The following is a 24,183-nucleotide window of genomic DNA, read 5'->3' as shown; positions in this document are numbered from 1 at the left end:
ACTCCTCAGTACTTGGTCAGGCCGTCGGTCGGGGACTGCACCAGCGGTGGTTCGTAGGGCTTCGGTTCGAAGAAGAGCGGATCGTTGTGGTTGATCGGGAAACTGGTCGGCATCGTCCCGGTCGCGCGGGCATAGGCACACGCGACGGCGGCCATCGCCGATGGCACGCCGAACTCACCGGCGCCACCGGGCTGGCCCGTCGTCGGCGGCATGACGATGATCTGCACGTCGAACGGTGCGTTCCACTGCCGGGTGTAGGCGTAGTTGTCCCAGCTGGCTTCGAGGAACGCGCCGTTGCGAAGGTGTTTGCTCGACGTCAGCGCCTGGGCGATGCCGTCCATCAGCCCGCCCTGCATCTGCGCCTCGAGCCCACGCGGGTTGACGGCGAGGCCGGTGTCGACCGCAACCACCGCCTTGGTGACCCTGGGCCCGGTCACGGCGTCGCGAACCTTGCGGTTGACCGTCTCGGGGCGGCAGTCGATCTCGACGAGCGTGGCGATCGCGCCCTTGTACTCCTTGTGCACCGAGATGCCCTGCGCCGTCCTCGGAGCCATCGGCCTGCCCCACTGGCCGGCCTCGGCGACCTTGTCCAGCACCGCCAGCGCCCGCTGATCGTCGGCGAACTCCCGGCGGAACCGGTAGGGATCCTTGCCCATCTCCGCCGCCAGCTGGTCGACGACGAGTTCCTGCGCGGTTCGCACGTCCGGGTTGACCAGGTTGCGCATGCTGCCGCTCGGGATCCTGTCGTATTCGTAGATCTCGTTGAGCAACTGGGTGACCGCACCGAACTTGTAGGGCACGTTGACCGTCAGGTGGAACACGGGCACGGAGTAGCCCAGCTCGTTTCCCTGGCCGAGCGGCGGGATCTCCCCTGCCATGTTGGTGATGACTTCGCCGAAGCCCTGGGTGTAGTCGGTGGCCACACTGGTGTGCCGCTGTTCGAAGGTGAGCACCTCGTTGCCGAGATACGTCGCCCTGATCCGCGAGGTGCACATCGGGTGCGCGCGACCCTGACGGGGCTCGTCGACGCGGTGCCACATCAGCCGCACCGGCTTGCCCATCTGCTGCGACGCCTCGACCGCCTCCAGCACCGGATCGCTGAACATCTTCCGCCCGAACGCACCGCCGGCCGGTGTCACGTGGACGGTGACCGCGCTGACCGGGACGCCGAGCAGCCCCGCCACCTTCTGCTGCGTGAGGATCGGCGCCTGCAACGGCGCCCAGATCTCGGCCTTGCCGTCCCGAACGTCCGCCACGGCGCACTGCGGCTCCAGGGCCGCGTTGTCGCGAGTGTAGAAGGTGAACTTCTTCTCCACGGTTCTCGCGAGCACCGGGACCTCCGGCACGGCCAGCGGCACTTCGGCCTTCTCCAGGTCCGCCAGCACGTCCTTATCGGACATTCCGTCGACCGTTCCCTGGTTCCAGGAGACCTTGAGCGCGCGAACGGCGTCGATGCACTGACCGAACGTCCGTGCGCGCACAGCCACCCCGGTCGCGATCGTTGCCACGTCGGTGACTCCCGGCATGCCGCGAACCTCGGCGACGTTGGCTACCGACTCGACCGTCCCCTTGATCGTCGGCGGCCTGCACACCATCGTCGGCATGGCGTCGGGAACCTTGATGTCCATCGCGAACTGCTTGCGCCCGGTCACCGCTTCGAGCGCGTCGGTGCGGTTCCGCGGAGTACCGATGACCGTGAAGTTCGACGACGGCGTCAGCTCGACGTCGACCTGCCGCACCTCGTGGCCGGCGGCGGCCTTCGCGAGCTCGCCGTAGCTCAGCTCGCGGCCGTCCGGCGCCCGCACGGCACCGAGAACGGGCTCCAACCGGTGCACCTGCTCGTTCAGCAGCTGCCCCGCCGCCTTCAGCAACTGTCCCTTCGCGATCGCCGCCGCGACCCGGATCGGCGTGTACATCGAGAACGTCGTGTTGGAGCCGGCGGTGAACTGGTTGAAGAGCAGTTCAGGGCGCGCATCGGCCAGCGTCACATTGATCTTGTCGAGCGGGAGGCTCAGCTCCTCGGAGATCAACATCGCCGCCAGGGTGCTGACGCCCTGCCCGCACTCGAGCCGGGGCATGTCGAACGACGCGGTGCCGTCCGGGTTCACCGCGACGGTGATCAGGCCCGACGTCGGCAGCGCGGCGTCCCTGAGGAGGTCGTTCAGGTCGTAGGCCTCGGACACCTCGGGAGCCGACGGGACCGCCGCTTCGGCCGTTCCGGTTCCGACGCCGAGTTTGGCCGCGGCAACCAGTGTCGGACCGGCCAGCACATAACCGAGAAAACGGCGTCGCCCGAAGTCCGGTCGCGACGAATCGGCAGCATGGCCGGCACGAGATTTCTCCATTGAAAAACGTCCTTTCGACTCGCCCGAACGCCACCCGGTGAAACGGGTGCATCACGAGTGCGTCAACACTGACGCACTCCGTCACGTCGGACCATGTGAGCCGGCACAACGTAGCCCCCTGCTGGATGTCGCGCCATAACAACGCGACGACCTGACAGCCGGGGAACCCGGGCCGGGGAACCCGGGCCGGGGATCCGGTGCCGCGGGCCGAGTTCTGCGAAGGGCGGCGAGTCGTTCGTACCAGTCCTGCGCAGATACGTGGGCGTTGACCGGGGTTCCGGAGAACGAGTCGCCCACCGGCCCGCCATGGTGTTCGCTGACCGGACCGAACCTCGAAGCCGGCCGCATCCACCTACGGCGAATCACACGATCGTGCTACGACCTCAGCTGAGACGAGGCCTGTCGGCAATGGACGTACTGACGATGATGTCGGCGGTTCCTCGGCGATCGGCCACGGCTTCCGCATCAGACGGTGATGCGTCGGGTGGGAGTCGACAGTGGATCCCGCTACCGCGAGGACGTCATGGGCAGACCGCGACCGGCACTGCCGACACACTCGCCGCGTACGGGGACTGCCGGGCCGGCTCGGTCGACCGTGACCGGTTCACGCCGTTGGTGGCCACGGCGGCCGCCCACCCACGGCCGACTCGGCCGGTAGCGGCACCGCGGCAGCCGGATAGGTGCGGAGGGCTCGCAGCGCTGCCAACAGTTCCGCCTGGTCGGCCGGGTTGGACAGCGACCTTCCGAGCTCGTCCTGGAGCTTGCGCAGGCGGTACCGCACCGTGTTGGGGTGGCAGTAGCTGAGCTGCGCGGCCTCCTTTGTGGACCCGCGGCTGTCGAACCAGGCCGACAGGGTGTCGAGCAGCACCACCCCGTCGTCACCGAGCCGCAGGACCGGACTGAGCACCTGGTGGGCCAGCTGGACGGCCTCCTCCGGCGAGCTGGCGACCAGGGCGTTCAGCGGCGACTCGGTGAACTGCCGAACACCCGGCCGGTTGGCGGGCAGACTGGCCAGGGTGACGCGCGCGAGGTGCAGCGCCCGGGGCGTGTTCTCCAAGCCCCGGAACGCCGGACTCACCCCGATCCTGGCGTCCGCATGCCGCCGCAACAGTTCCAGGACCCCTTCCTCGGCTGAGCGCGAGCGCAACGAGACCACACCGACCTGCAGCTCGGGGGTGAGCCGCCACGCCGAAGCCAGGTTCTCGGCGTCGAGGCGCGACTCGATCTCCGGCAGGGCGTCCTTACCCAGCGTGGGAGTCTCCGCGGCGACCACGACGAACACGCCGTCGCTGGGGATCTGCAGTATCTCCGAGATCTGCCACAACTCGGCCTGAGCGACGAGGTTGCCGGAGAAGAGGGCCTCCACCAGCACGGAGCGCTCCTTCTGCTGCCGGAGCATGATCTCCGCGGCGGTGTCGCGGTACGACTGAGTCACCGCCACCGAGTAGTCGTCGGCGAGAGACCAGAGCGTGGTCGCGGCCGAAACCAGTTCCTGCACGGCATCCGGTCCCGCCAGCGCGGCCTGTTCGGCCAGCACCTTCCAGATCTCGGTGAACCCGATCCGGAAGGCCCGCAGAACCTCCGGCAACGGCGCGCTCTGCTCGGCGCGGCGCCGCCCGGTCTCGTGGGCAGGCGAGACGTCGGGGGCCGGGCCGTACAGGGCACGGACGATCTCGCGCATGTTGTCCCCCACCGACAACGCGAGGTCGTCCCGCGGCACGGGCGCCGCCGCCTGGTAGAGGTCGATCGCACCCACGATCTCGTCGGTCACGTTGACGATGAGCTCCGGCAGCCGCCGTTCCACCTCGTCGAGAAGTGTCACGATGACCGGATCCGGTGCTTGGTGCATCATCGCCTCCCTGCTCCCTGCTCCCTGCTCCCTACTCCCTGTGCACTGCCCCGCACAGTCGACCCAGCCTGCCACCCGCCGGGAGGTTTGGCCAGGTCAGGACGGGAGCTGGGGCTGCGGCACAGCGACCTCCCGGTGCAGGATCTTGCCGGTGGGCCCCTTCGGCAGCTCGTCAACGAGCCACACGTGGCGGGGATACTTGTGGGCCGCCACCCGCTGCTTGACGAACTCGCGCAGCTCGTCGGGCGTCGCCGTGGCGCCGGCGGCGAGAGTGACGGCGGCGCCGACCTCCTCACCCAGGCTCGGGTGCGCGATCCCGACGACGGCGACCTCGGCGACGTCCGGATGCAGATGCACGACCTCCTCGATCTCGCGCGGGTACACGTTGTAGCCGCCGCGAATGATCAGGCTCTTCTTGCGGTCGACGATGTAGAGATAGCCCTCGTCGTCTCGCGTGGCCAGGTCGCCGGTGCGCAGCCAACCGTCGGGGACGGCGGCCCTGGTCTCATCCGGGCGCCGCCAGTAACCCTTCATCACGTTCGAGCCCCGGATGGCGATCTCACCGACCTCGCCGTCCGTGACGTCACCGCCGCCGTCGCCGACCAGCCGGATGTCCACGCCGGTGACCGGCTGCCCGATCGAGCCGGGTTTGCGTGGCCGGTCCGGGTGGTTGAACGAGGCCACCGGCGATGTCTCCGACAACCCGTAGCCCTCCAGGATCATGCACCCGAAGGCCTCCTCGAAGGCGCGCAACACCTCCACCGGCATCGCCGCTCCGCCGGAAACACAGGTACGGAGGCTCGCCACCGCGAACCGGTCCCGCGCCGGGTGGTTCAGCATCGCGGAATACATGGTCGGCACACCCTCGAACACGGTCACCCCGTCGCGCTGGATCACCTCGAGCGCCTTGCCCGGCTCGAACCTGGGGATGAGCGTCAGGCACGCGCCGGACAGCACCGACGCGTTGAGACCGCAGGTCAGGCCGAACACGTGAAACAGCGGCAGACACCCCATCACGACGTCGTCCGGCTCGGTGGTGATCACCGTGGTGGCCGTGATCGCGGCGTTGCTGCTCAGGTTGGCATGCGTGAGCTGTGCACCCTTGGGCTGACCGGTCGTGCCGGAGGTGTACAGGATGACCGCGGTGTCGTTGTCGTCCCGGGGAGCCGGGGCTGTGTCGGTGTCCACCTCGGCGTCGACCACGTCCTGTGGGCCGAGCGGCCCGACCGTGACCGCGGGAACCCCGGCGAGTTCTGCTCCCCTGGTCACTTCCTCGGCCACGGAATCGACCGCGAACACCATCCGGGCTCCCGAGTCGCTCAGGTGGTAGTGGATCTCGCGGGCCTTCAACAGCGGGTTCATCGGAACCACGACCCCACCGGCATACAGGATTCCGTAGAAGAGCGTGACGAAACCCGGCACATTGGGCAGTACCAGCCCGACCCGATCGCCCGGTACGACCCCGCGCCGCCGGAGCATGTCCGCGATCGCGACCACCGAGCGGTGAAGCTCCCGGTAGTCGGCGACGTAGTCGTCGAGCCTCACCGCCGGTCGCTCCGGGTACATCCCGGCTGCCTCGACCAAGTTGCGCGCCACATTCGTCATGTCCGTTCGCCCACCGTCCGTCTGCTCGCCGAATCGCTGTGCCCCACGGTGACGCGACGACTGCCGGCGTGGAATGTGCAGCGGCACAGCATGCGACGGGGCCGACTGTTCCCGCAGAACAGGCGGCAACGATCACGCTCCGGAACTCCCCATGGCCGACGCCGACGGTCCTTACCCCGCAACGGAGGGAACACGGCCCCATCGCCGCAGCTCAGCGAGGCGTCGTCACGGCGCTGCACCTACCCGGCTCCGGAGGAACGACTTCAGCGGAACGGACTCGTCCTGTGGAGAGCACTCGAACCCTGCGACGACCAGCCTGAGCGACAACCAGCGTTCCTCGGGCACCGACCGGAATCGACCCTCGAAACTCGGCCCGCAAAGACTCCGCCGTCGAGGACTATGCCTTCGAGGACTCCGCCTTCTAGAGTCCGCCTTCTACAACTCTGCCCTCTCCAACTCCGCCCTCGAGAGAACGGCCGTTGAGAGAACCGGGCTGCCACCGAGCCGGAGTGATCCCTGCCTACGACTCCACCCCGAGACCCACCGGGCACGACACACCCGTGCCACCGAGGCCGCAGTAGCCGTTCGGCACCTTGTAGAGGTACTGCTGGTGATAACCCTCGGCGTAGTAGAAGTCGCCGAGCGGCGCGAGTTCCGTGGTGATCTCGCCCTGGCCCGCCGCGCGGAGCGCCTGCTGGAACGCCTCGCGCGAGGATTCGGCCACGGCCCGCTGGTCGTCACCGTCGTAGTAGACCGCCGAGCGGTACTGGGTGCCGACGTCGTTGCCCTGGCGCATGCCCTGCGTCGGGTCGTGGCCTTCCCAGAACACCTTGAGCAGCTGTTCGTAGCTCACCCGCTGCGGGTCGTAGACGACGAGGACCGCCTCGGTGTGGCCGGTCAGGCCGGTGCACACCTCTTCGTACGTCGGGTTCGGCGTGTGCCCGCCCGCATAGCCGACAGCCGTCGAGTACACGCCGTCGGTCATCCAGAACAACCGCTCGGCGCCCCAGAAACAGCCGAGGCCGAACACCGCGGTGCGCGTGCCTTCCGGGAAGGGCGGCTTGATGCGCCGGTCCGGATGAACGGCGTGCAGCTCGGGCGTCACGAGCGGCTCGGAGCGGCCCGGCAGCGCCTCGTCCGCCGACACCCGGCGCGTCTTGTCTCGACCGAAAAGCGACATACAGCCATGGTAGGCGACACATTCTCCTTCCGACCGGTGATAACGACCGCGCATCGGCCAGTACTGTGCTCGTCGTACGTGCAAGGCGTGGCGGGCGGCGAGCAGGCACCGCCGCCCACCCGAGCTGGCAGAACCACAGGGGAGCCCGTCATGAGCTGGCAAGAAGAGCTGCGACGTCTCGACGCCCAGCTCACCGCCGGTGCGCTCACCGAAGCCGAGCACCGGCGCAAGCGTGACGAGGTCATCGCCGAAGCCTCCGGCGACGCCGGCCCCAGCACTCACCTAGGCACGTCCGGTGCCACCGGCGACGGCACTCAGCCCGACGCCTCCGGCGACACCTCCGGTGACGCCTCGCAACAGGGTGCCGCCCCGCCGCCGACAGCCCCGCCGCCGACAGCCCCGCCGGCGACGGCCCCGGGAGCTCAGCCGCCGCAGCACGACGGGCCGACGTGGGCCGCCGCCAACCCCGCTGCGGCCGCGCAGCTGCCGGCGGGCAGCGATGCCGCCGACGTCCAGCCCGGCACGTTCACCCCCGCCGCCTCGCAACCCGCCTCGACGAAACCGGCTCCGACACCGCTCGGTCACGCCCCCTCGACAGCCCGGCGCGCGCCCGCCCCGTTGTTCGTGCCGCACACGCCCGCGAACGGTTCCGCAGGCGCGTTCGGCTCGGGCGGCGCGTTGGGCTCGGGCGGCGCGTTCGGCTCGGGCGGCGCCGCACCGGCAACCGGCACCTCGCCCACGGACGACACCTCCGCCGCGGCCCAGGCGAGCGCCTACCCCGACTTCTCGGCTCCGCCGAAGAAACGCAAGGTGGCATGGCTCGTCGTGCCACTGGTGATCCTCGTCGTGCTGGGCGGTGTCATCGCGGGCACCTGGTGGCTCGGCAACTCAGGCGGCGGCGAGGCAGCCCCGGCCCCGACATCCGGCGCATTGGCCGACCCCGACGGCGGGTCCGATGATTCCGGCGATCCCGGCGACGACGAGATCCCGCTCGGGGAGCGCCTGCCCGAACTGCCCGGCGAGCCGAGTCCCGACAACTCGACGATGTCGATCGACCGTGCCCTCGACCTCGGCTTCATCACCGAGGTCGACGCCGAGTCGATGCGCAAGTTCGGTGTCGCCGACCTGATCTACCGCGCCTCCGCGGCCGGCGAGAACGGCAACCAGGGCCACAGCCTCGTCGTGGCACGTACCCCGAGCTCGCAGAAGGCCGTCGGCCTGCAGCACGCGATGAACACGACCCTGGTCAAGGAAGGTTTCGCCAACGAACGCCTGCATGACGATCCCCGTTTCATCTCCTTCACCGGACGGCAGGCCGGCGGGCGGGTGAGCATCGTCTGGTACGCCTCCGGCGACCGCACCGTGGGCATCGGCGTGTCCCAACCGGTCGACGGCGACGAGGGGAAACTGATCCGCCGCCTCGAGGAAACGCTCACGTCGATGCAGGACGCACTCCCCGCGTCCTGACACGCGGCGCCCCGCTGAGACCGGCGGCGGGTCGCCGCCCTCACCGGCCGACCGTCGCAGCACCTACTCGGTGACCGGCGGGAATCGGGGAGGTCACAAAACGACCCACACCTTCTCACAGCCTGCACACCGTGCAGAATGAGCGCAGTTCGAACACATCGCAGGAAGCGGCCGCCGGAGCCGGCGGCGCTGATCGAGCAGGGGGTACGTGGTGTCCTGGCAGGAAGAGTTGCGCAAGCTGGACGAGGAGCTTGCAGCGGGCAGACTCTCCGCGGACGACTACCGCGTCCGACGCGACCAGGTGCTGTCTTCGGCTGTCACGCACGGTGACGAAGCCGCGGGTGCACAAGCTCAGGCACCCGGACAGGCTCCCGCGCAGCCGGGACAACCGCAGCAGACTGCGCAGCCCGGCCAGCCGGACCCAGCCCAGCAGCAGGCTGCCGCCCAACCCCCGCAAGCACCCCAGGCACCTCAGCAGGCCCAGCCGCCGCAGCCCCAATCCCCACAGCCGCAGTCCCCACAGGCCCAGTCCCCGCAGGCGCAGCCGCAGCAGGGTGGTCAGCCACCCCAGGGTCAGGCGCCGCAGGGTCAGGCGGCGCAGGGTCAGGCGGCGCAGGGTCAGGCGGCGCAGGGTCAGGCGGCGCAGCAGCCCCAGCCACAGAATCCCCAGCCGCAGTCCTCACAGCAGCCGCAGTCCCAGCAGCAGCCGCCCCAGAACCAAGGCGGCGACGGCAACTCGACGCAGGTCATCGCCCCGGTGAGCCCGCCACCCGGCCAAGCCGGTCAGCCGCCCGCGGGACCGGGCCAGACACCCCCGCAGGCGGCTCAACCGGGAGGCGACCCCGAGGCCACGCAGGCGGTGCGTCCTTCAGACCCGGAGGCGACGCAGGCCGTCCGCCCCGGCGACGCCGAGGCCACCCAGGCCGTGCAGCCGGTGGCCCCGCCGCAACCGCCGTACCAGCCGCAGGCCTCACCCGCCGCCGGTTTCCCGCAGCCGCAGCAGCCGTGGAACGCACCCGACGTCGACCAGAGCCCGCCCTGGGGCGGCGAGTTCCCGCCCGTCTCCCCCGGTAACTCGGCCGAATGGGGCCAGGGGCCGGAGGACTCGTTCGACAACGAGTCGAAGGGCAAGAAGGGCAAGGTCTTCGCGATCATCGCGGCGGTCGTGCTGCTGGCAGGCATCGCCACGGGCGCGTTCTTCCTGTTCGGCTCCGGAGACGGCGAGCCGACGGCCGAGGGCGGCAACCAGGGCCAACAGGGCGGTGGCGGCAACAGCAGCAGCCAGGCCCCCGAGCCGAAGGACGACATGCCGCTCGACGGCCAGCAGGGTGAGGTGGAAAGCAGCGCCTCGCTCAAGTCGTGGGACGACATCGCCAACATCAACCTGCTCAACGACGACGAGCTCTCCGCCTACCAGGGCACCGCGCCCGGCGAGGCCGAGTACGCCGTGTACCGGCACGACGGCGGCAAGGTGAAGACGGTCGTGCTCATGGTCAAGGTGGCCGACCAGGAAGCCGCGTCGGCAGCGGTGGGCGAGCTGCGCGACATCCAGCTCAAGAACGGCCAGAAGAACACGTCGATCAACGGTGTGCCCGGCTCGGTGCAGGTCACCGAGATCAAGCAGAAGAAGGACAAGGGCAAGATCACCCAGAACGCGACGATGCGTGCCCACTACCTGGCCGGCGACGTGCTGGTGCGTATCGAGGGCGTGTCCGGCGAGGCGAAGCTGGACAAGATCCGGGACAAGTTCGAGGCGACGTTGAAGACCCAGCTCGAGAACCTCTCCGCCGATGAGTGAACCGAGGCAGGCCAGCGGCGACCTGACCGTGGTCACCGCCTGCACCATCGTCGCCCGCAACTACCTGCCCGCGGCGCGCGTGCTCGCCGCGTCGTACCTCAAGCACCATCCGGGACACCAGTTCGTCGTGGGCGTCATCGACAGCGATCGCGGCGTCGGCACCGAGGACCCCGGCGACGACGAGACGGTCATCGACGGCATGCGCATCGTCGGACCGTCGGCGTTCGGGATCGACCCCGAGACGTACCTGCGCATGGCGACGGCGTACTCGATCACCGAGTTGGCGACCGCGGTCAAGCCGTATCTGCTGCGCGAGCTGCGGGCGAGTTCGTCGGTGGTGATCTACCTCGACCCGGACATCCAGGTGTTCTCACCGATGCCCGAGGTCGCCGAGCTGGCGCTGGACCACAGCATCGTGCTCACCCCGCACTTCACCGCCCCGCTGCCGCGCGACGGCAAGGAACCCGACGACGCGGTGATCATGGGCACCGGCATCTTCAACCTCGGGTTCGTCGGCGTCGGGCCGGGCTCGGAGGAGTTCCTCGAGTTCTGGGCGGGCAGGCTGCGCCAGGACGCGATCGTGGCGCCCGAGGCGCAGCTGTTCACCGACCAGCGCTGGGTCGATCAGGTGCCGGCACTGTTCCGGCACGTCGTGCTCACCGACCCCGGCTTCAACGTCGCGTACTGGAACCTGCACGAACGCCCCGTCGACCGCGCCGACGACGGCACGATCACCGCGGGCGGCCACGCCCTGCGGTTCTTCCACTTCTCCGGCTATCGCCCGGAGAAGCCGTGGCTGCTGACGTTCCACTGCGCCCGGAACCCGCGCGTGCTGCTGTCGGACAATCCCGACCTGCGCGCCCTGTGCGACGCCTACGGCTCGGCGCTCAAATCGTCCGGGTACGCCGAAACGCTGGACGCCATCCCGTACGGCTTCGCCACGTTCGGCGACGGCACGCCACTGCCCGCGGGCTGCCGGCGACTGTTCCGCGACGGCTGGATCGCCGCCGAGACTCCCGACGAGACCGGCCGCGGCGCGGGCCGCGGCGAACCGATGCCGCCGCACGCCTACGGCGACGACGGCGGTGAGGCGCTGCGCGCGTGGCTGGCGGCGCCCGCCGACCACGCGCAGGCCTCCGCCGGGCTGAACCGCATGACGATGGCCGTCTGGCGGGAACGGACGGATCTGCAGCTGGCGTTTCCCCACCCGACCGGCGACGACGCCGACGGCTTCCGCACGTGGTGCGCGAGCTCGGGCGTCGGTGAACAGGTGCTGCCCGAGTGGGCGCTGCCCGACCGGCAACGCGAACCGGACGAACCCGACGAGGACTTCGGCGTCAACCTCCTCGGTTACCTGACCGCCGAACTGGGTCTCGGCGAGATGGGCAGGGTCATCCACGACGCGATCGTCGACGCGGGCGTCGAGGTGGCGTCGGTGGTCGAGGAGAAGGCGGTGTCGAACCGCACCGGTGTCGAGCGGCCCGCCACCACCGGTGATCCGCGGTTCCCGCTCAGCATCGTCGCCGTCAACGCCGACCAGACACGTCTGGCCGCGTCGACGCACCCCGACGTCGTGCACAACCGGTACCGCATCGGGCTGTGGGCGTGGGAACTCGAGGACTTCCCCGAGTGGCAGCACGAGGCGTTCGGGCTGGTCGACGAGGTGTGGACCGTCAGCGATTTCTGCCGCGACGCGTTCGCCGCCCACGCGGCCGTGCCGGTGAAGACCATCCCCGTGCCCGTGCGCGACCCCGGGCCGACCGCGCGTGTGCGCAAGGTCGGCGACCCGTCGCGGTTCCTGTTCGCGTTCGACTTCAACAGCGTCGGAGAGCGCAAGAACCCGTGGGGTGCGGTCGAGGCGTTCCGGATGGCGTTCGACGGCCGCACCGATGCGCGCCTCGTCCTCAAGACGATCAACGGCGATCTGCATCCACAGGCCGCCGAACGTCTGCGCACGATGGTCGCCGACGACGCCCGCATCGAACTCGTCGAGGGCTACCTCAGCGCCGCCGAACTGGCCGACCTGTACGCATCCGCCGACTGCTACGTGTCGCTGCACCGCAGCGAGGGCTTCGGCCTGACGGTCGCCGAGGCGATGGCGCGCGGCATGCCGGTGATCAGCACCGCGTACTCCAGCACCACGGAGTTCCTCGACGGCGACACCGGCTGGCCGATCCCGTACCGCATGGTGCCCGTCGGCGACGGCTGCGAGCCGTACCACCCCGGCGCGCTGTGGGCCGAACCCGACGTCGAGGCCGCGGCCGAGGCGATGCGCCAGGTCGCCGACGTGCCCGCGGAAGCCGCCCGCCGGGGCCGGGCCGCGCGGGAACACATCCTGCGCACACGGTCGATGGAGACCGCGTCGACGTGGCTGCGCACCGAGTTGGAACGCGCGCACCGGACGTGGCTCGACCGCCGCAGGGCCGCCGAACAGGCCCCCGCACCCGAGGACCCGCTGACGCCGATGCGCGAGTCCCGCGAAGCGCTGCGGTGGCAACCCGAGACCGGCGCGGCGGCGCGCTCGCCGATCGCGCCCGCGCTGCGCAAGGCCGTGCTGCGGCTGCTGGACCACTACGACGTCCACCAGCGCAAGATGCTCGGCGCCCTGCAGGACGGGTCCGAGGCGACCATGCAGCGGATGCTCGGGCGGATCGAGGCGCTCGAACGGTCCGTGGAAGCGACGTCGAGCGAGGCCGCTGCGGCGCGCGAGGCCGCCCGCAAGCAGGAGAAGCGTGCCGAGCAGCTGCGCCGCACGGTGGACGAACTGCGCCAGGCCGAGAGCGTCAGCGTGGAGGAGTTCCGCAGCAGCCGGGCCGACATCGGCAAGGTCGCCGACCGGCTCGCCCACCTGGCATCCGACGTCGAGCGGCGGCAGGAGTCGGTGCACGAGCTCATCCAGAACCGTGACCAGCGGTTCGACAACGACGAGCACGCCATCCAGCGCCTGGGCCGCGACCTGGAGGCCGTGCTGGAGGCGGCGCGGCTGCAGCACGCACCGATCCCCGAGGGCGGCGACGTCGTCGTGTGCGACGCGGGCGCGCTGCTGCTGCCCATCGACGACGTCATGCTGCCGTGGATCCGCCACCACCGGTCGTGGGAACGTGACGAGGCGCAGTTGCTGACGCAGTTGGCGCAGCGGCGGCCGGGCGCGTTCCTGGACCTCGGTGCGCACGTCGGCTACCACACGCTGAACCTGCTGCGGTCGTCGTCGGCCGTCACGAACGTCGTGGCCGTCGAAGCGGACCCGACGAACGCGGAGTTCCTGCGCCGCAACCTCGCCGTGAACCTGCCGAAGGAACGTTCCGGGCTGGTCAGCGTGCTCGAAGCGGCGGCATGGGACACCGATGGCAACCTCGTGCTCGCGCACACCGACGAACGCAACAGCGGTGACCACCGGGTGCGGGAACCGGACGGCACGGCGGCGCTGATGGTGCAGGCCGTGCGGCTCGACGGCAACACCGACGTGCTGCGCCAGCCGGTGGGACTGGTCAAGACCGACCTGCAGGGCCGCGACCACCGCGCGCTCGCCGGACTGCAGGAAACGCTCGAACGGGACCGGCCGGACGTGCTGTGCGAGTTCTCTCCGGAAGCCATCGAGGAGTTCGGTGACGATCCGGCCGCGGTGCTCGCGGCCTATCGCAAGTGGGGATACCAGCCGGTCGAACTGCTCGCCGACGGCACGCTCGCCGACGACGAACCGGACGACACGCTGATCCACCACGCCCGCATGGACCAGCGCGGCTTCACCACACTCTGGCTCCGTCCGCAGTAACCCTCCGCGACCGGCTTGTTGCCCCCAAGGGCACCTTGGTGGCGTTGAACGCGACCAAGGTGCCCCTGGGGGCATTCAACGGCCACCCGTTCGTGAAGGTCTGCTACGCGGACGATCACGCCGCGTCGACGTCGTTACGGGTTCAGTTCGGCGTACGCCAGCAAGTGGGCGCCCCACCAGGCGCCGCCGACGCACGCGAGTGACACCACGACGGCCGATACCCACCGCGGTGCCCTGGCCAGCACGAACGCCACCGGGACGGCCAGCGTGATCGCGGGCAGCAGGAACCGTGCCCTGCAGTTCCAGAACGCACCAGTGCCCAGCGCGGAGGCCATCATCACGGCGGTGTAGACGTGTGCGGGCAACGGGATCGAGCGGACGAACCACGACGCGACGAGCAACCCGACGCTCAGCACCACGACCGCGGCGAGGACCACCGACCACGCAGGCTCGTCACCGGCCAGCACCCTGCCGAGGGTGATCCGGGTGAGTTCGCCGCCGTCGAAACCCATGTGCCAGGCGTGGTCCTGGATCCAGAACCACGCGTCGAGGCGACCGCCGCGCCACCCGACGTACAGCAGGTACGCGACCAGCCCCAGCGGTGCGAGCAGTGCGCCGGCCCAGGGACGCCAACCGTCGCGGCGGCCCGCGATCGCGATCAACGCCGCGACACCGACGGCCGCGATCAGCGCGACGGCCGTGCTCCGCGACAAGCCCGCGACCAGCGTCAACCCGCCCGCGGCCAGCCATTGCCGGCGCTCGAGCGCCAGCAGGGTCCACACCGCGAGGGCCACGAACAGCGACTCCGAGTAGCCCATGCGCAGCACGATCGCGCCGGGCGCGACCGCCCACAGCACGGCCATGAGGTTCCCGACGCGAGGCCCGGCGATGCGGATGCCGAACTCGTGCAGCCCCCACGCCGCGATCCCACCCGCGAGCAGCGACACGAGCAGCAGTGCGGCCGCCGCGGGCATGCCGAACAGTCCGAACACCGAGGCCAGCCCCGGCAACAGGGGGAAGAACGCGAGGCTGACCGGTTCGGGATTGCCGTGTTCGTCGAGGGGGACGTCCTGACGGTAACCATGCTCGGCGATCTCGGCGTACCAGTGGACGTCGTAGCTGCCGACCAGCTCGGTGAACGAAGCGCCCGCACGCTCGGCCACGAGTGCGATGACGAGGTACGAGACGACCTGGACCGCGTAGAACGCCGTCAGCGCGGGTAGCGCCGGGCGGAGCGCGTGCCACACCCGCCGGCGAAGCGTCGCGGGAGCCGCCGGCAGCGGCTCGGCGGTCGTTTCGCTCATGCGCAGGTGTCACAGATCATCGGACGGACGGGATTCCACGGCCATGCTAACTGCGGATACGCTGCCGTTTGCCCGATTCACTGCTGGAGTGAACCACAGCACCACCAGACCCTGATGGACGATGGCAGACGGATCGGCAAGCATGGCGGTTGCGCTGAGGGGGTGAGTGCGTTGGACAGGACGTCACGCTCTCGGCCGAAGCCGCTCGAAGGCGACGCCAAGACCCGCATCTCGTTCGTCGACATGGGCCGTGCCATCGCGGCACTGCTGGTGGTCTACTCCCACATCGCCCACCCGTGGGTGCAGGTGAAGGGGGAGAACGCCCCGGTCATCGAGTTCGTCGAGACGTTCAGCAGCGAACCGATGCGCATGGCCACCCAGGGCATCGGCCAGGTCGCCGTACCGTTCTTCTTCCTGGTCAGCGGGTTCATCGTGACGCCGATCGCGATGCGCCAGGGATACCGGAAGTTCGCGCTCAACCGGTTCATCCGCGTGTACGCGCCGCTGCTGTTCGTGCTGCTGCTTACCTCGGCCGCCCTGTGGGCCGGCCTCGAACCGCAGTCGACGGGCCAGTCGCAGGAGCTGACGCCGTGGACGATGTTCACCAACTGGACCCTGGTGAACTACATACTGTATCCGCAGGTCGTCCTCATGCCAGTGGCCTGGACGATGATCATCGAGGTCCTGTTCTACCTCATTCTGCTGGCGCTGTTGCCGGTGCTGCGGCGTGCGGTGTGGCTGGCGATCGGCATCGAGCTGACGTTCGTGTTCGTGGTGTTGTCGAGCCGCAGCGAACTGAACGAGTCGTGGTCGCTGTTCGCGGTCAACGTGTCGTACCTGCCGATCCTGATCATCGGCCAGATCGTGTGGGCAACGACCTCGAAGAAGATCCCGCTCTGGGCGGGCGGTGTGTTCGGCGCGCTCGCGTGGATGCTGTACGTGTACGCCGACATCATCGACGTCGGCCGCATCGACGACTCGTACAACCTCGCGATGTCGATCGCCGTGATGTTCTTCCTGATGGGTTACTTCGCCGAGCCGAAGTTGAGGCAGTTCCGCTTCTGGACGGCGATGTCGGAGCGCTCGTACTCCATCTATCTGCTGCACGGCCTCGGCATCTTCGTCACCCTCGGCCTGCTGCGTCCCACCGTGCCGTTCGCCATCGCGCTGCCGATATCACTGCTGGTCACGGCGGGACTGGTCGAGATCAGTTATCGCGGTGTGGAACGGCCGAGTCATGAACTGGCCCGCAGTCTGTCCAGGCGCGTGGGCAACCCGCCCAAGCGCGCGGCGGATACGAACGACGATCCGGGCGCCGGTGCCACCCGGGCGGACGCCGCCGCCGATGCTGATGGGGTCCTCGACGCGGACGGTGTCGACGCGGACGGTGTCGATGCGGGGCATGTCGATGCGGGCGGCCGTTCCGCAGTCGGTGAGCCGACGGTGCGAATTCCGGCCGATCCGGACGGCGCAGCACCGCCTCGCTCCGATTCACCCAGAGCCGGCTCGCGGGCGGCGGGTGCTCCCAACGCTGTCCCTCCCGGCGCTGTCCCTCCGAGCGACGGTTCGCCCGGCGCCGGTGCTCCCGGGATCGGTTCTCCCGGCGCCGGTTCTCCCTCGAAGATGCCGCCCGGCGCGACCCGCTTCGATGCGACGCGATCGGAACCCGTTCCCGTCGACCCGACCCGTTCGCAGCCGTTGCCTTCGAACTCACCGCACGTCGACTCACCACACATCGACTCACCGCACGTCGAACCACCGCGTCCCGCTTCACCGCGCCCCGGCTCCCAGCTCTCGGATTCCCGGTACCCATCACCGCACCCGGAGCCACAGCACTCGGAACCACAGCGTCAGGAACCACAGCACCCGGAGCCGCAGCGTGCGGCACCTGAACAGCGTCCGGCACGCGGCGACGTCGCCGATCCACGGCGCAACGGGCACGGCGAGCCCCTCAACCGGGGTGGTGGCCGTCCGCGCCCCGCCCCGGATCGGGTCGAACCGACGTCGAACGGCCAGGGCGAACAACCCCGAAACCATCGTTCGCAGGTGCCGCCGCGGCGGCCTGCGCAACAGGCCGATCCCCCGGTCGAGCCGCGCCGGGAGCAGCCACGCTCGTCGAACCGGGCCCAACCGCGCCCGGCCGAACGTGCGGGACCGCCGCGTGAGGCAGAGCGCAACGGCGGGGAACCTCTCGACCGGAGCCAGGCGCGACAGCCCCCGCGGCGACCCCCGCCGCAACCGGGGCAGCAGCAACCGGCAGAGCAGCAACCGACGCTGCAGGAACCCGCGCAGCGGCGAGCGGAGCGGTCGACACCACGGGATCCGGAGCAGCGGGCGCAGGAACGTCGGCCGGAAGGGGCCGAGCCGCAGCGACAGTCACCGGAGCAGGCGCGGGGACAGTCGCCGGTTCGACGTCCGCAGGAACGCCGGGTGCAGGAACGCCGGGTGCAGCCGCGACGTCCCGATGGGAGCGATGGTCCTCGACACGCACGCTGACCTGCGTCCGAGCACAGGTGCGCGGCTCGACGATAAGGAGCAGCAACGGGTCGGACACGAGGAGGACTGGCGATGACGCTGTACGTGCGGTGGCTGGACGAGCTGTGGAACGGCGAACCGACGGATCTGGAAACGATCGCGCGGGATGTCGTGACGGACGATTTCGTCGGTCATTGGCCGGGCCATCCGGCGCTGGTCACCGGCCCGGATCAGCTGGCTGCTGTGATTCGTGAGGGACGCGGCATGTTCGACGACCTGTCGTTCGCCGTGGATGTGGGACCTGTCGCGGACGGTGATCTGATCAGTGCCAGGTGGGTGGCGCATGGTCACCGCAACGGCGTGCCGGCAGAGTTCCACGGCCACGACATCCTCCGCCACGACGGTCGCCGATTCGTCGAGTACTGGGTGATCGCGGAAACACCGTGATGCGGGCCGTCGCGCCCGTCGAATCGAACATGCGGCCGCGGGCGCTGGTGCAGTGCGTGTGCGAGGCGGGATGCCTGTCACGCGCCGGAGAGCAGGGCGTGGCCTTCGTCGGCGGTGGCCTCCGCCACGGCGCGCGGGTCGCCGTGACCTGCGAGGACCTGATACTCGGCGCGGCCGAGCAGTCGCCACGCGATGCGCATGCCGGGGCCGGAAGGCATCGGTGTTCCGGTTCGGCACTGGTCGATGTACGGCCGCAGGAGGGGATCGTCGCGGCGGAGGGTGTCCATCGCATCGTCGTGCGCCGGCACGATGCGGCGGATCCGGTTGAGGTCCTCGCCCGCGGTCGGCGACGCCTGGTAGGTGGTGAGCAGGTCGCGCGCGGCGGGCGGGTTGCGGGAGCGATGGTTGAGGTAGAGGCCGTGGACGGACACGAGCGTCACCGGGGGACGTGTGCCGAGCCGGGGGACCTGCGACACGGTGACGTTCAATCTTCGCCGGCGGATTTCGTGCAACGCCAGGGATGAACTGATCAGGTACGGCGCCCTTCCTCCGAGGAACAATCGCAACGATGCGCGGCGGTCCAACTCGGGATCGAGGACGCCGCCGTGCGCTCTGCCGAGAGTGGCCAACTTCTCGAACGCGTTGACGAAGTCGTCGCGCCAGCATTCGGTTCCGCGCTGCTCTCCGGGATCGTGGCCGACTCCGAAGAAAGAGGCGCCGACGCTGCTGAGGAGCGGCCACGCGTGGTAGGGATCGCCGTCGGGGGCGCCCACCTGCAATGCGACCGCGACACCGTCGTGGATTCCTTTGGCGCGCAACGCGTCCCGGCCGTGGGCGGCGACCTCCGCGAAGGTCGAGGGCATCGGCCCGGTGCCGGCGAGGGCGTCGTTGCGGATCAACGCGACGCTGTCCATGGCGTAGGGCACCGCGTACAGCGGGTCGCCGTGGCTGAGCGCGTCCACCGCGATGGGTGACATGCCCGCGCGGTCCTCGACCGTCGGCGGTGGTTGTTCGACCCAGTCCTCGGCGACGGCGCGGCCGAGCCAGTCGTGCGGGCCGGCGACGACGTCCGGTATCCGGTAGCCTGCCGGCGCGTGCCCGGTCGAGGCGACCTGGGCGAATGCCGTCTCCAGGGCCGCGTTGCCGTCGAAGGACTCGACCTCGATGCGAACCGAGTAGTTCTTCCGGAAGTGGCCGTCACGGCCGAAGTACCGTTTCAGCGTCTCCGCCATCGTCCGTTCGGCCCACAGCACGAGGGAGCGGATCCGTTCTGCGCTGCGTTCGTCGCGGAGCCAGCACTCGCGGCCGCTGCGGAACACCACTTGGACTTTGTGCTGGTCGGTTTCGTGCGCCTCGGCGACTCGGTCGTCATGGACGTCGTCACTCGGCCATACATGGGTGTCCTGCGGCTTCAACACCGCGATCTCGCGGCGGGCCGTTCGGCGGCGAGCTCCGCACACCACCGTGACGACGAGCTGCTGCAGCGGCACGTTCGATCCATTGTAGACGACGGCGCCGGTGTCGTCCGCGTCGTGCGCGACCTGCCAGCCGGCGTGGATCGCCATGACCCGCGCTTTGTTCCGCCGCGCCAGCATGTACAGCACGGCGGACGCGACACCGCTGAGCACTCCGACGATCGCACCGAGCAGGTCGGCGATACCGGAAAAGTGCGACACCACCGCTGCACTGGAATCGACGAGCTCCGGCCCCCACGAGAGCATCATCTCATGTTATCAATGCAATCCGTTGCGACAGAAGCAAAAACTGCAACTTGCACCGGTCAGCGGCCGACGGCGTAACCCTGCATACCGCGCGCATTCGCCGCCGCACGAAGGATTCCGCCGTTCGGATCACGCGACACCGCTGAAAGACGTCCCAGTGCCCACGGTCCGGCGTCAACGACGTCGTGGCCACGATCGGACAGTTCGGCGAGCGCTTCGGCTCCCACGCGCGATTCGACGACCAGTTCCTTCGGTGTCCACGCCCTCGGATAGAACGAACTCGGGAAGGCCGTCGTGTGCCACGCGGGCGCGTCGATCGACTGCTGCAGGTTCAGCCCGGCCCCGACGTGTGCTAGCCAGAAGCAGAGTTGCCACTGGTCCTGCTGATCACCGCCGGGTGTGCCGAACGCGAGGGTCGGTTCGCCGTCGCGCAACGCCATGGACGGCGAGAGTGTGATCCGCGGCCGCTTCCCGGGCGCGAGCGAGTTGGGCAAGCCGGGCTCGAGCCAGAACATCTGTGCCCGCGAGTCCAGGCAGAAGCCTAGCTCCGGGATCGTCGGCGACGACTGCAGCCACCCGCCGGACGGGGTGGCGGACACGATGTTTCCCGCGGCGTCGACGACGTCGATGTGAACCGTGTCGCCACGGGTGCGTCCCTGCGGTTCGACGGTGGGTTCGCCGATCGCACCGGACCCGGCGGCAGTGTCGCGCGTACGCTCGATCATTTCTGGCAGACGGGCGTCAGCACCCCCGGGCCGCAGCCGGTCGCTCGCCGCGTCACCGATCAACGCCCGGCGTTGGGCGGCATACTCGCGCGAAAGTAGGCGTTCCATCGGCACGTCGCCGGTGTCGCCGTACCAGGCTTCACGATCGGCAAAGGCCAGCTTCGCAGCCTCGGTGGCGAGGTGAACCGTACGAGCGGTCGGTTTCCCGTCCACAAACGACATATCAAGCTCTTCGAGGATGCGCAGCTGCTGCACGAGAACTGGCCCCTGCGTCCACGCTCCGCACTTGACCAGGCTCCATTCGCCGAAGTCCGCGACGACGGGGTCCTCATAGGACGCTTCCCAGGAGGCGAGATCGTCTCCGGTCAGCAGGCCGGCGTGCTCGCGGCCCGAGTCGTCACGGAATGCGGTGCGACTGAAACCGTCGATGGCCTCGGCGACGAACCCTTGGGCCCACGCTCGCCGTGCGGCGTCGATCTGTTCCTCTCTACTCGACGCAGTTTCGGCCTCACCGAGCAGCCGCTGCCAGGTTCGAGCCAGGACGCGGTTCGAGTGGAGTGAACCCACCGTGGGTGTATCGCCACCCGGCAACCACAGTTGTGCGGATGTCGGCCAATGGGTGGCGAACAGGTCGGACACAGTATTGATCGTGGAAGCGATCCGATCCAGCACGGGGATCCCGTTCCAGGCATAGGAAATCGCGTACCCGAGCACGTCCCGGAGCGACTTGGTGCCGTAGTCGCGAAGCAGGAGCAGCCAGGCGTCCCATGCACCCGGCACGGTGGCAGGCAGCAGACCACTACCGGGGATCAACTTCAGGCCGAGGTCGTCGAAGCGGCCGATCGTGGCCGCCGCGGGTGCACCTCCCTGACCGCACAGCACGCGCGGCCCTCCACCGGCAGGAGCGAAGATCGCCGGCACCTGCCCGCCGGGTCCGTTCAGGTGCGGCTCCGCGACCTGCAGAACGAACCCCGCGGCGACCGCGGCGTCGAACGCATTTCCACCGTCTTCCAACACTGCCATACCCGTCGCCGACGCAAGCCAGTGCGTCGACGCGACCATGCCGTGAGTTCCGGCGAGCTCGGGCCTGGTGGTGAACGCGGAAGGATTCGCAGCAGACACACCACGACCCTACGACCACTGAGGTAGTTACCTCAACTAACGATTGCCTATCCGACCGCGGACGTGGCGCACTCGACAACGCGCGGCCTGCCGATGCCCTGCCAGCTCAGTCCTGCATCGAGGACCGTGTGTGGATCAAGCAGATTCCGCGTGTCCAACACGGTGTCGCCGTGCATCGCCTCGGCCACGGCGCGCCAGTCGAGCCGCCGGAACTCCGGCCACTCGGTGAGCACGACGACCGCATCAGCGCCCTTTGCCGCCCGGTACGCGCTATCGACCACGAGCATTCCGGGCTGTTCCTCGGCGACGGCCGGGTCGTAGGCGGTGACGTCCGCTCCGTGGGCGCACAACACGGACGCCACGCCGAGAGCCGGCGAATCCCTCAGATCGTTCGTACCCGCTTTGAACGTGAGACCCAGCAGACCGATCCGAGCGTCGGAAAGGTCCCCGCCGACCGCCCGCGCGATCTTCGAGATGACACGCTCGCGTTGGGCGAGGTTCTCGGCGATCGCCGCTCCCAGCAGGTCGAAGCCGAAACCGACCGACTCGGCCATCCGCAGCAAGGCACTCGTGTCCTTCGGCAGGCACGAACCTCCCCATCCTGGCCCCGGAGCCAAGAACGAACGTCCGATGCGCCGGTCGTATCCCATACCTTCCGTGACCGACGTGATATCTGCACCGAACCGCTCGCAGAGCTCGGCCACCGAATTCACATACGACAGCTTCATGGCGAGAAAACAGTTGGCCGCGTACTTGACCAGTTCGGCACTGGCTGCGTCCGTGACCACCGAGGGCGCGCCGAGAGCTGAATACAGGCCGACGACCGCCTCCGCTGCCTCCGCCGTGTCGCACCCGACGACGATGCGGTCCGGGCGCAGGAAGTCGTCGACCGCGGTACCTTCGCGCAGGAATTCCGGATTCGACACCACCGGCACGTCCGGCCTGCCGAGTAAAGCGCTGATGCGGCGCGTCGTCCCTACGGGGACGGTCGATTTGGTGACCACCGCGCACCCGGATGGCAACCGATCGGCGATCTCCGTAACGACGTCCTCCACAGCTCGCAGGTCGGCTGCGCCGCCCGCACCCATCGGAGTCGGCACACACAGGAAGACGGCGTCCGCGTGCGCCACCGCGTCTGCAGTGCCCACCACGAACGAAAGCGTGTCTTCGGCCAGGCCACGCCGGACCAGTTCCGGTAGCCCTGGCTCGACGATGTCCACCCGGCCGGCCGACAGTCGAGCGACCTTCACACTGTCCACATCTGCACACGTCACCTGGTGGCCGAGGCTGGCAAGACAGGCGCCCGTGGTGAGTCCGACGTATCCCGTTCCGACCACGACGATCCGCGCAGGGTTCATGAGGGCACGGTCACAGTTGCCGGTGACCTGCGGGCGAACGCCGAGGGAACCAGCAGGCGGACATTGGTCGACGAATCGACCGCGTGACCACGTACGCTCTGCGTGCTCTAAGACGTGCGAGAAAGGACGAGCATGCAGATCAAGGACACCGCGGCCATCGTGACGGGTGGCGCCTCCGGACTCGGTGGCGCTGCGGCGAAGGCGTTGGCGGCCAAGGGCGCTCGGGTGTTCGCGTTCGACCTCGCGGACTCGATCGAGAAGGCCGAAGAGGTCGACGGTGTCACCTATGTCGAGGCCGACGTGACCGATGGTGCAGCTCTCCGAACCGCTGTTGACCGAGCCTCGTCCAGCGGCTTCCCGCTTCGCATCGTCGTCAACTGTGCGGGTATCGGCCCGTCGGCGCGGATCTTGTCGAAGAAGGGCACGCATGACCTCGACCTGTTCCAGAAGGTCGTGAACATCAACCTGGTCGGCACCTTCAACGTCATGACGCTCGCGGCCGAGGCCATCGCCGGCACCGAGCCGCTCGAGGACAACCAGCGCGGTGTCGTGATCAACACCGCGTCGGTTGCCGCGATCGAGGGGCAGATCGGCCAGATCGCCTACTCGGCGTCGAAGGGTGGCGTTGTGGGTATGACCGTGCCGGCCGCGCGCGACCTGGCCTCGCAAGGCGTTCGCGTCATGACCATCGCACCGGGGATTATCGACACGCCCATGCTCGCGACTGTGAGCGATGAGTTCCGCGCCGGTCTCGCCGACGGTGTGCCGTTCCCGAAGAGGCTCGGCCGGCCGGACGAGTACGGCCAGCTGGCGGTCGACATCGTCGAACACGACTACCTCAACGGCGATGTCATCCGCCTGGACGGTTCCCTTCGCATGGCTCCGCGTTGACCCTGCACACCTGACGTTCACGACCTCGCTGGGCGGGCATCGCGTCGGACACCCTGCTGTCGTAGCGGCGTCCGTCGCAACGGTCCTCGCGCGCTGCCGAGTACGTCGTCGAGTTTCGCCCCCC

Annotated in this window: 14 protein-coding genes; 6 read left to right on the top strand and 8 right to left on the bottom strand. The window is 69.2% G+C overall.

What is annotated here, in order from left to right:
* Positions 1-5: 5 nt before the first annotated feature.
* From LY12_RS16335 to msrA, 4 genes are all read right to left on the bottom strand, one after another.
* Entirely contained in the window at positions 6-2,345 is a 2,340-nt protein-coding gene (locus LY12_RS16335; protein WP_253857676.1) for a molybdopterin cofactor-binding domain-containing protein, read from the bottom strand.
* 604 nt (positions 2,346-2,949) lie between these two features.
* Complete coding sequence (locus LY12_RS16330; RefSeq protein WP_253857674.1) at positions 2,950-4,194, bottom strand: PucR family transcriptional regulator; 1,245 nt, start codon at positions 4,192-4,194, stop codon at positions 2,950-2,952.
* 96 nt (positions 4,195-4,290) lie between these two features.
* Positions 4,291-5,799, bottom strand: coding sequence for a long-chain-fatty-acid--CoA ligase (locus LY12_RS16325; protein ID WP_253857672.1), 1,509 nt, complete (start codon positions 5,797-5,799; stop codon positions 4,291-4,293).
* 520 nt (positions 5,800-6,319) lie between these two features.
* Complete coding sequence (gene msrA, locus LY12_RS16320; RefSeq protein WP_253857670.1) at positions 6,320-6,979, bottom strand: peptide-methionine (S)-S-oxide reductase MsrA; 660 nt, start codon at positions 6,977-6,979, stop codon at positions 6,320-6,322.
* 150 nt (positions 6,980-7,129) lie between these two features.
* On the opposite strand from msrA, the gene LY12_RS16315 reads away from it, so the two are divergent.
* The 3 genes from LY12_RS16315 to LY12_RS16305 all read left to right on the top strand — a co-directional run bounded on the left by LY12_RS16315 (position 7,130) and on the right by LY12_RS16305 (position 14,016).
* Positions 7,130-8,446, top strand: coding sequence for a hypothetical protein (locus tag LY12_RS16315; protein ID WP_253857668.1), 1,317 nt, complete (start codon positions 7,130-7,132; stop codon positions 8,444-8,446).
* A gap of 211 nt (positions 8,447-8,657) precedes the next feature.
* The gene (locus tag LY12_RS16310; protein WP_253857666.1) at positions 8,658-10,244 is read left to right on the top strand and encodes a flagellar basal body-associated FliL family protein; all 1,587 of its coding nucleotides are present in this window, start codon (positions 8,658-8,660) and stop codon (positions 10,242-10,244) included.
* Positions 10,237-14,016, top strand: a complete 3,780-nt coding sequence (locus tag LY12_RS16305; RefSeq protein ID WP_253857664.1) for an FkbM family methyltransferase — start codon at positions 10,237-10,239, stop codon at positions 14,014-14,016. The genes LY12_RS16310 and LY12_RS16305 overlap by 8 nt, the downstream gene beginning before the upstream one ends.
* Positions 14,017-14,150: 134 nt before the next feature.
* On the opposite strand, the gene LY12_RS16300 is transcribed toward LY12_RS16305, so the two are convergent.
* Positions 14,151-15,320, bottom strand: coding sequence for a putative hexosyltransferase (locus LY12_RS16300; protein WP_253857662.1), 1,170 nt, complete (start codon positions 15,318-15,320; stop codon positions 14,151-14,153).
* 162 nt (positions 15,321-15,482) lie between these two features.
* Between LY12_RS16300 and LY12_RS16295 the strand changes: the two genes are divergently transcribed.
* Positions 15,483-17,816 (top strand): acyltransferase family protein, encoded by a 2,334-nt coding sequence (locus tag LY12_RS16295; protein WP_253857660.1) that lies wholly within the window; start codon positions 15,483-15,485, stop codon positions 17,814-17,816.
* Between the two features lie 72 nt (positions 17,817-17,888).
* A complete protein-coding gene (locus LY12_RS16290; RefSeq protein ID WP_253857658.1) occupies positions 17,889-18,242 on the top strand; it encodes an ester cyclase in 354 nt (117 codons plus the stop codon).
* Between the two features lie 77 nt (positions 18,243-18,319).
* Here the strand turns inward: LY12_RS16290 and LY12_RS16285 are convergent, their stop codons facing one another.
* From LY12_RS16285 to LY12_RS16275, 3 genes are all read right to left on the bottom strand, one after another.
* Entirely contained in the window at positions 18,320-19,966 is a 1,647-nt protein-coding gene (locus LY12_RS16285) for a sugar ABC transporter substrate-binding protein (RefSeq protein WP_253857656.1), read from the bottom strand.
* 56 nt (positions 19,967-20,022) lie between these two features.
* Positions 20,023-21,750, bottom strand: a complete 1,728-nt coding sequence (locus LY12_RS16280; RefSeq protein ID WP_253858862.1) for a gamma-glutamyltransferase family protein — start codon at positions 21,748-21,750, stop codon at positions 20,023-20,025.
* A gap of 107 nt (positions 21,751-21,857) precedes the next feature.
* Positions 21,858-23,168: a UDP-glucose dehydrogenase family protein gene (locus LY12_RS16275; RefSeq protein ID WP_253857653.1), complete on the bottom strand. Its 1,311-nt coding sequence runs from the start codon at positions 23,166-23,168 to the stop codon at positions 21,858-21,860.
* 132 nt (positions 23,169-23,300) lie between these two features.
* Between LY12_RS16275 and LY12_RS16270 the strand changes: the two genes are divergently transcribed.
* Positions 23,301-24,059 carry an SDR family NAD(P)-dependent oxidoreductase gene (locus LY12_RS16270; RefSeq protein ID WP_253857651.1) on the top strand — a complete coding sequence of 253 codons (759 nt, stop codon included), beginning with the start codon at positions 23,301-23,303 and terminating at the stop codon, positions 24,057-24,059.
* Positions 24,060-24,183 lie beyond the last annotated feature (124 nt).

Origin of the sequence: Prauserella alba, from assembly GCF_024171735.1 — a bacterium.
In the GTDB taxonomy this organism is placed as follows: Bacteria; Actinomycetota; Actinomycetes; order Mycobacteriales; family Pseudonocardiaceae; genus Prauserella; species Prauserella alba.
Note: the sequence above shows the minus strand (reverse complement) of the source record. Positions and strands in the feature narration are given on the sequence as shown.

What these genes read in the sequence shown, in the direction of transcription:
- LY12_RS16315 (WP_253857668.1), top strand. Translation starts at nt 7,130, where the DNA reads ATGAGCTGGCAAGAAGAGCTGCGACGTCTCGACGCCCAGCTCACCGCC.
- LY12_RS16325 (WP_253857672.1), bottom strand. Translation starts at nt 5,799, where the DNA reads ATGACGAATGTGGCGCGCAACTTGGTCGAGGCAGCCGGGATGTACCCG.
- LY12_RS16275 (WP_253857653.1), bottom strand. Translation starts at nt 23,168, where the DNA reads ATGAACCCTGCGCGGATCGTCGTGGTCGGAACGGGATACGTCGGACTC.
- LY12_RS16305 (WP_253857664.1), top strand. Translation starts at nt 10,237, where the DNA reads ATGAGTGAACCGAGGCAGGCCAGCGGCGACCTGACCGTGGTCACCGCC.
- LY12_RS16290 (WP_253857658.1), top strand. Translation starts at nt 17,889, where the DNA reads ATGACGCTGTACGTGCGGTGGCTGGACGAGCTGTGGAACGGCGAACCG.
- LY12_RS16270 (WP_253857651.1), top strand. Translation starts at nt 23,301, where the DNA reads ATGCAGATCAAGGACACCGCGGCCATCGTGACGGGTGGCGCCTCCGGA.
- msrA (WP_253857670.1), bottom strand. Translation starts at nt 6,979, where the DNA reads ATGTCGCTTTTCGGTCGAGACAAGACGCGCCGGGTGTCGGCGGACGAG.
- LY12_RS16300 (WP_253857662.1), bottom strand. Translation starts at nt 15,320, where the DNA reads ATGAGCGAAACGACCGCCGAGCCGCTGCCGGCGGCTCCCGCGACGCTT.
- LY12_RS16330 (WP_253857674.1), bottom strand. Translation starts at nt 4,194, where the DNA reads ATGCACCAAGCACCGGATCCGGTCATCGTGACACTTCTCGACGAGGTG.
- LY12_RS16285 (WP_253857656.1), bottom strand. Translation starts at nt 19,966, where the DNA reads ATGATGCTCTCGTGGGGGCCGGAGCTCGTCGATTCCAGTGCAGCGGTG.
- LY12_RS16280 (WP_253858862.1), bottom strand. Translation starts at nt 21,750, where the DNA reads ATGGTCGCGTCGACGCACTGGCTTGCGTCGGCGACGGGTATGGCAGTG.
- LY12_RS16335 (WP_253857676.1), bottom strand. Translation starts at nt 2,345, where the DNA reads ATGGAGAAATCTCGTGCCGGCCATGCTGCCGATTCGTCGCGACCGGAC.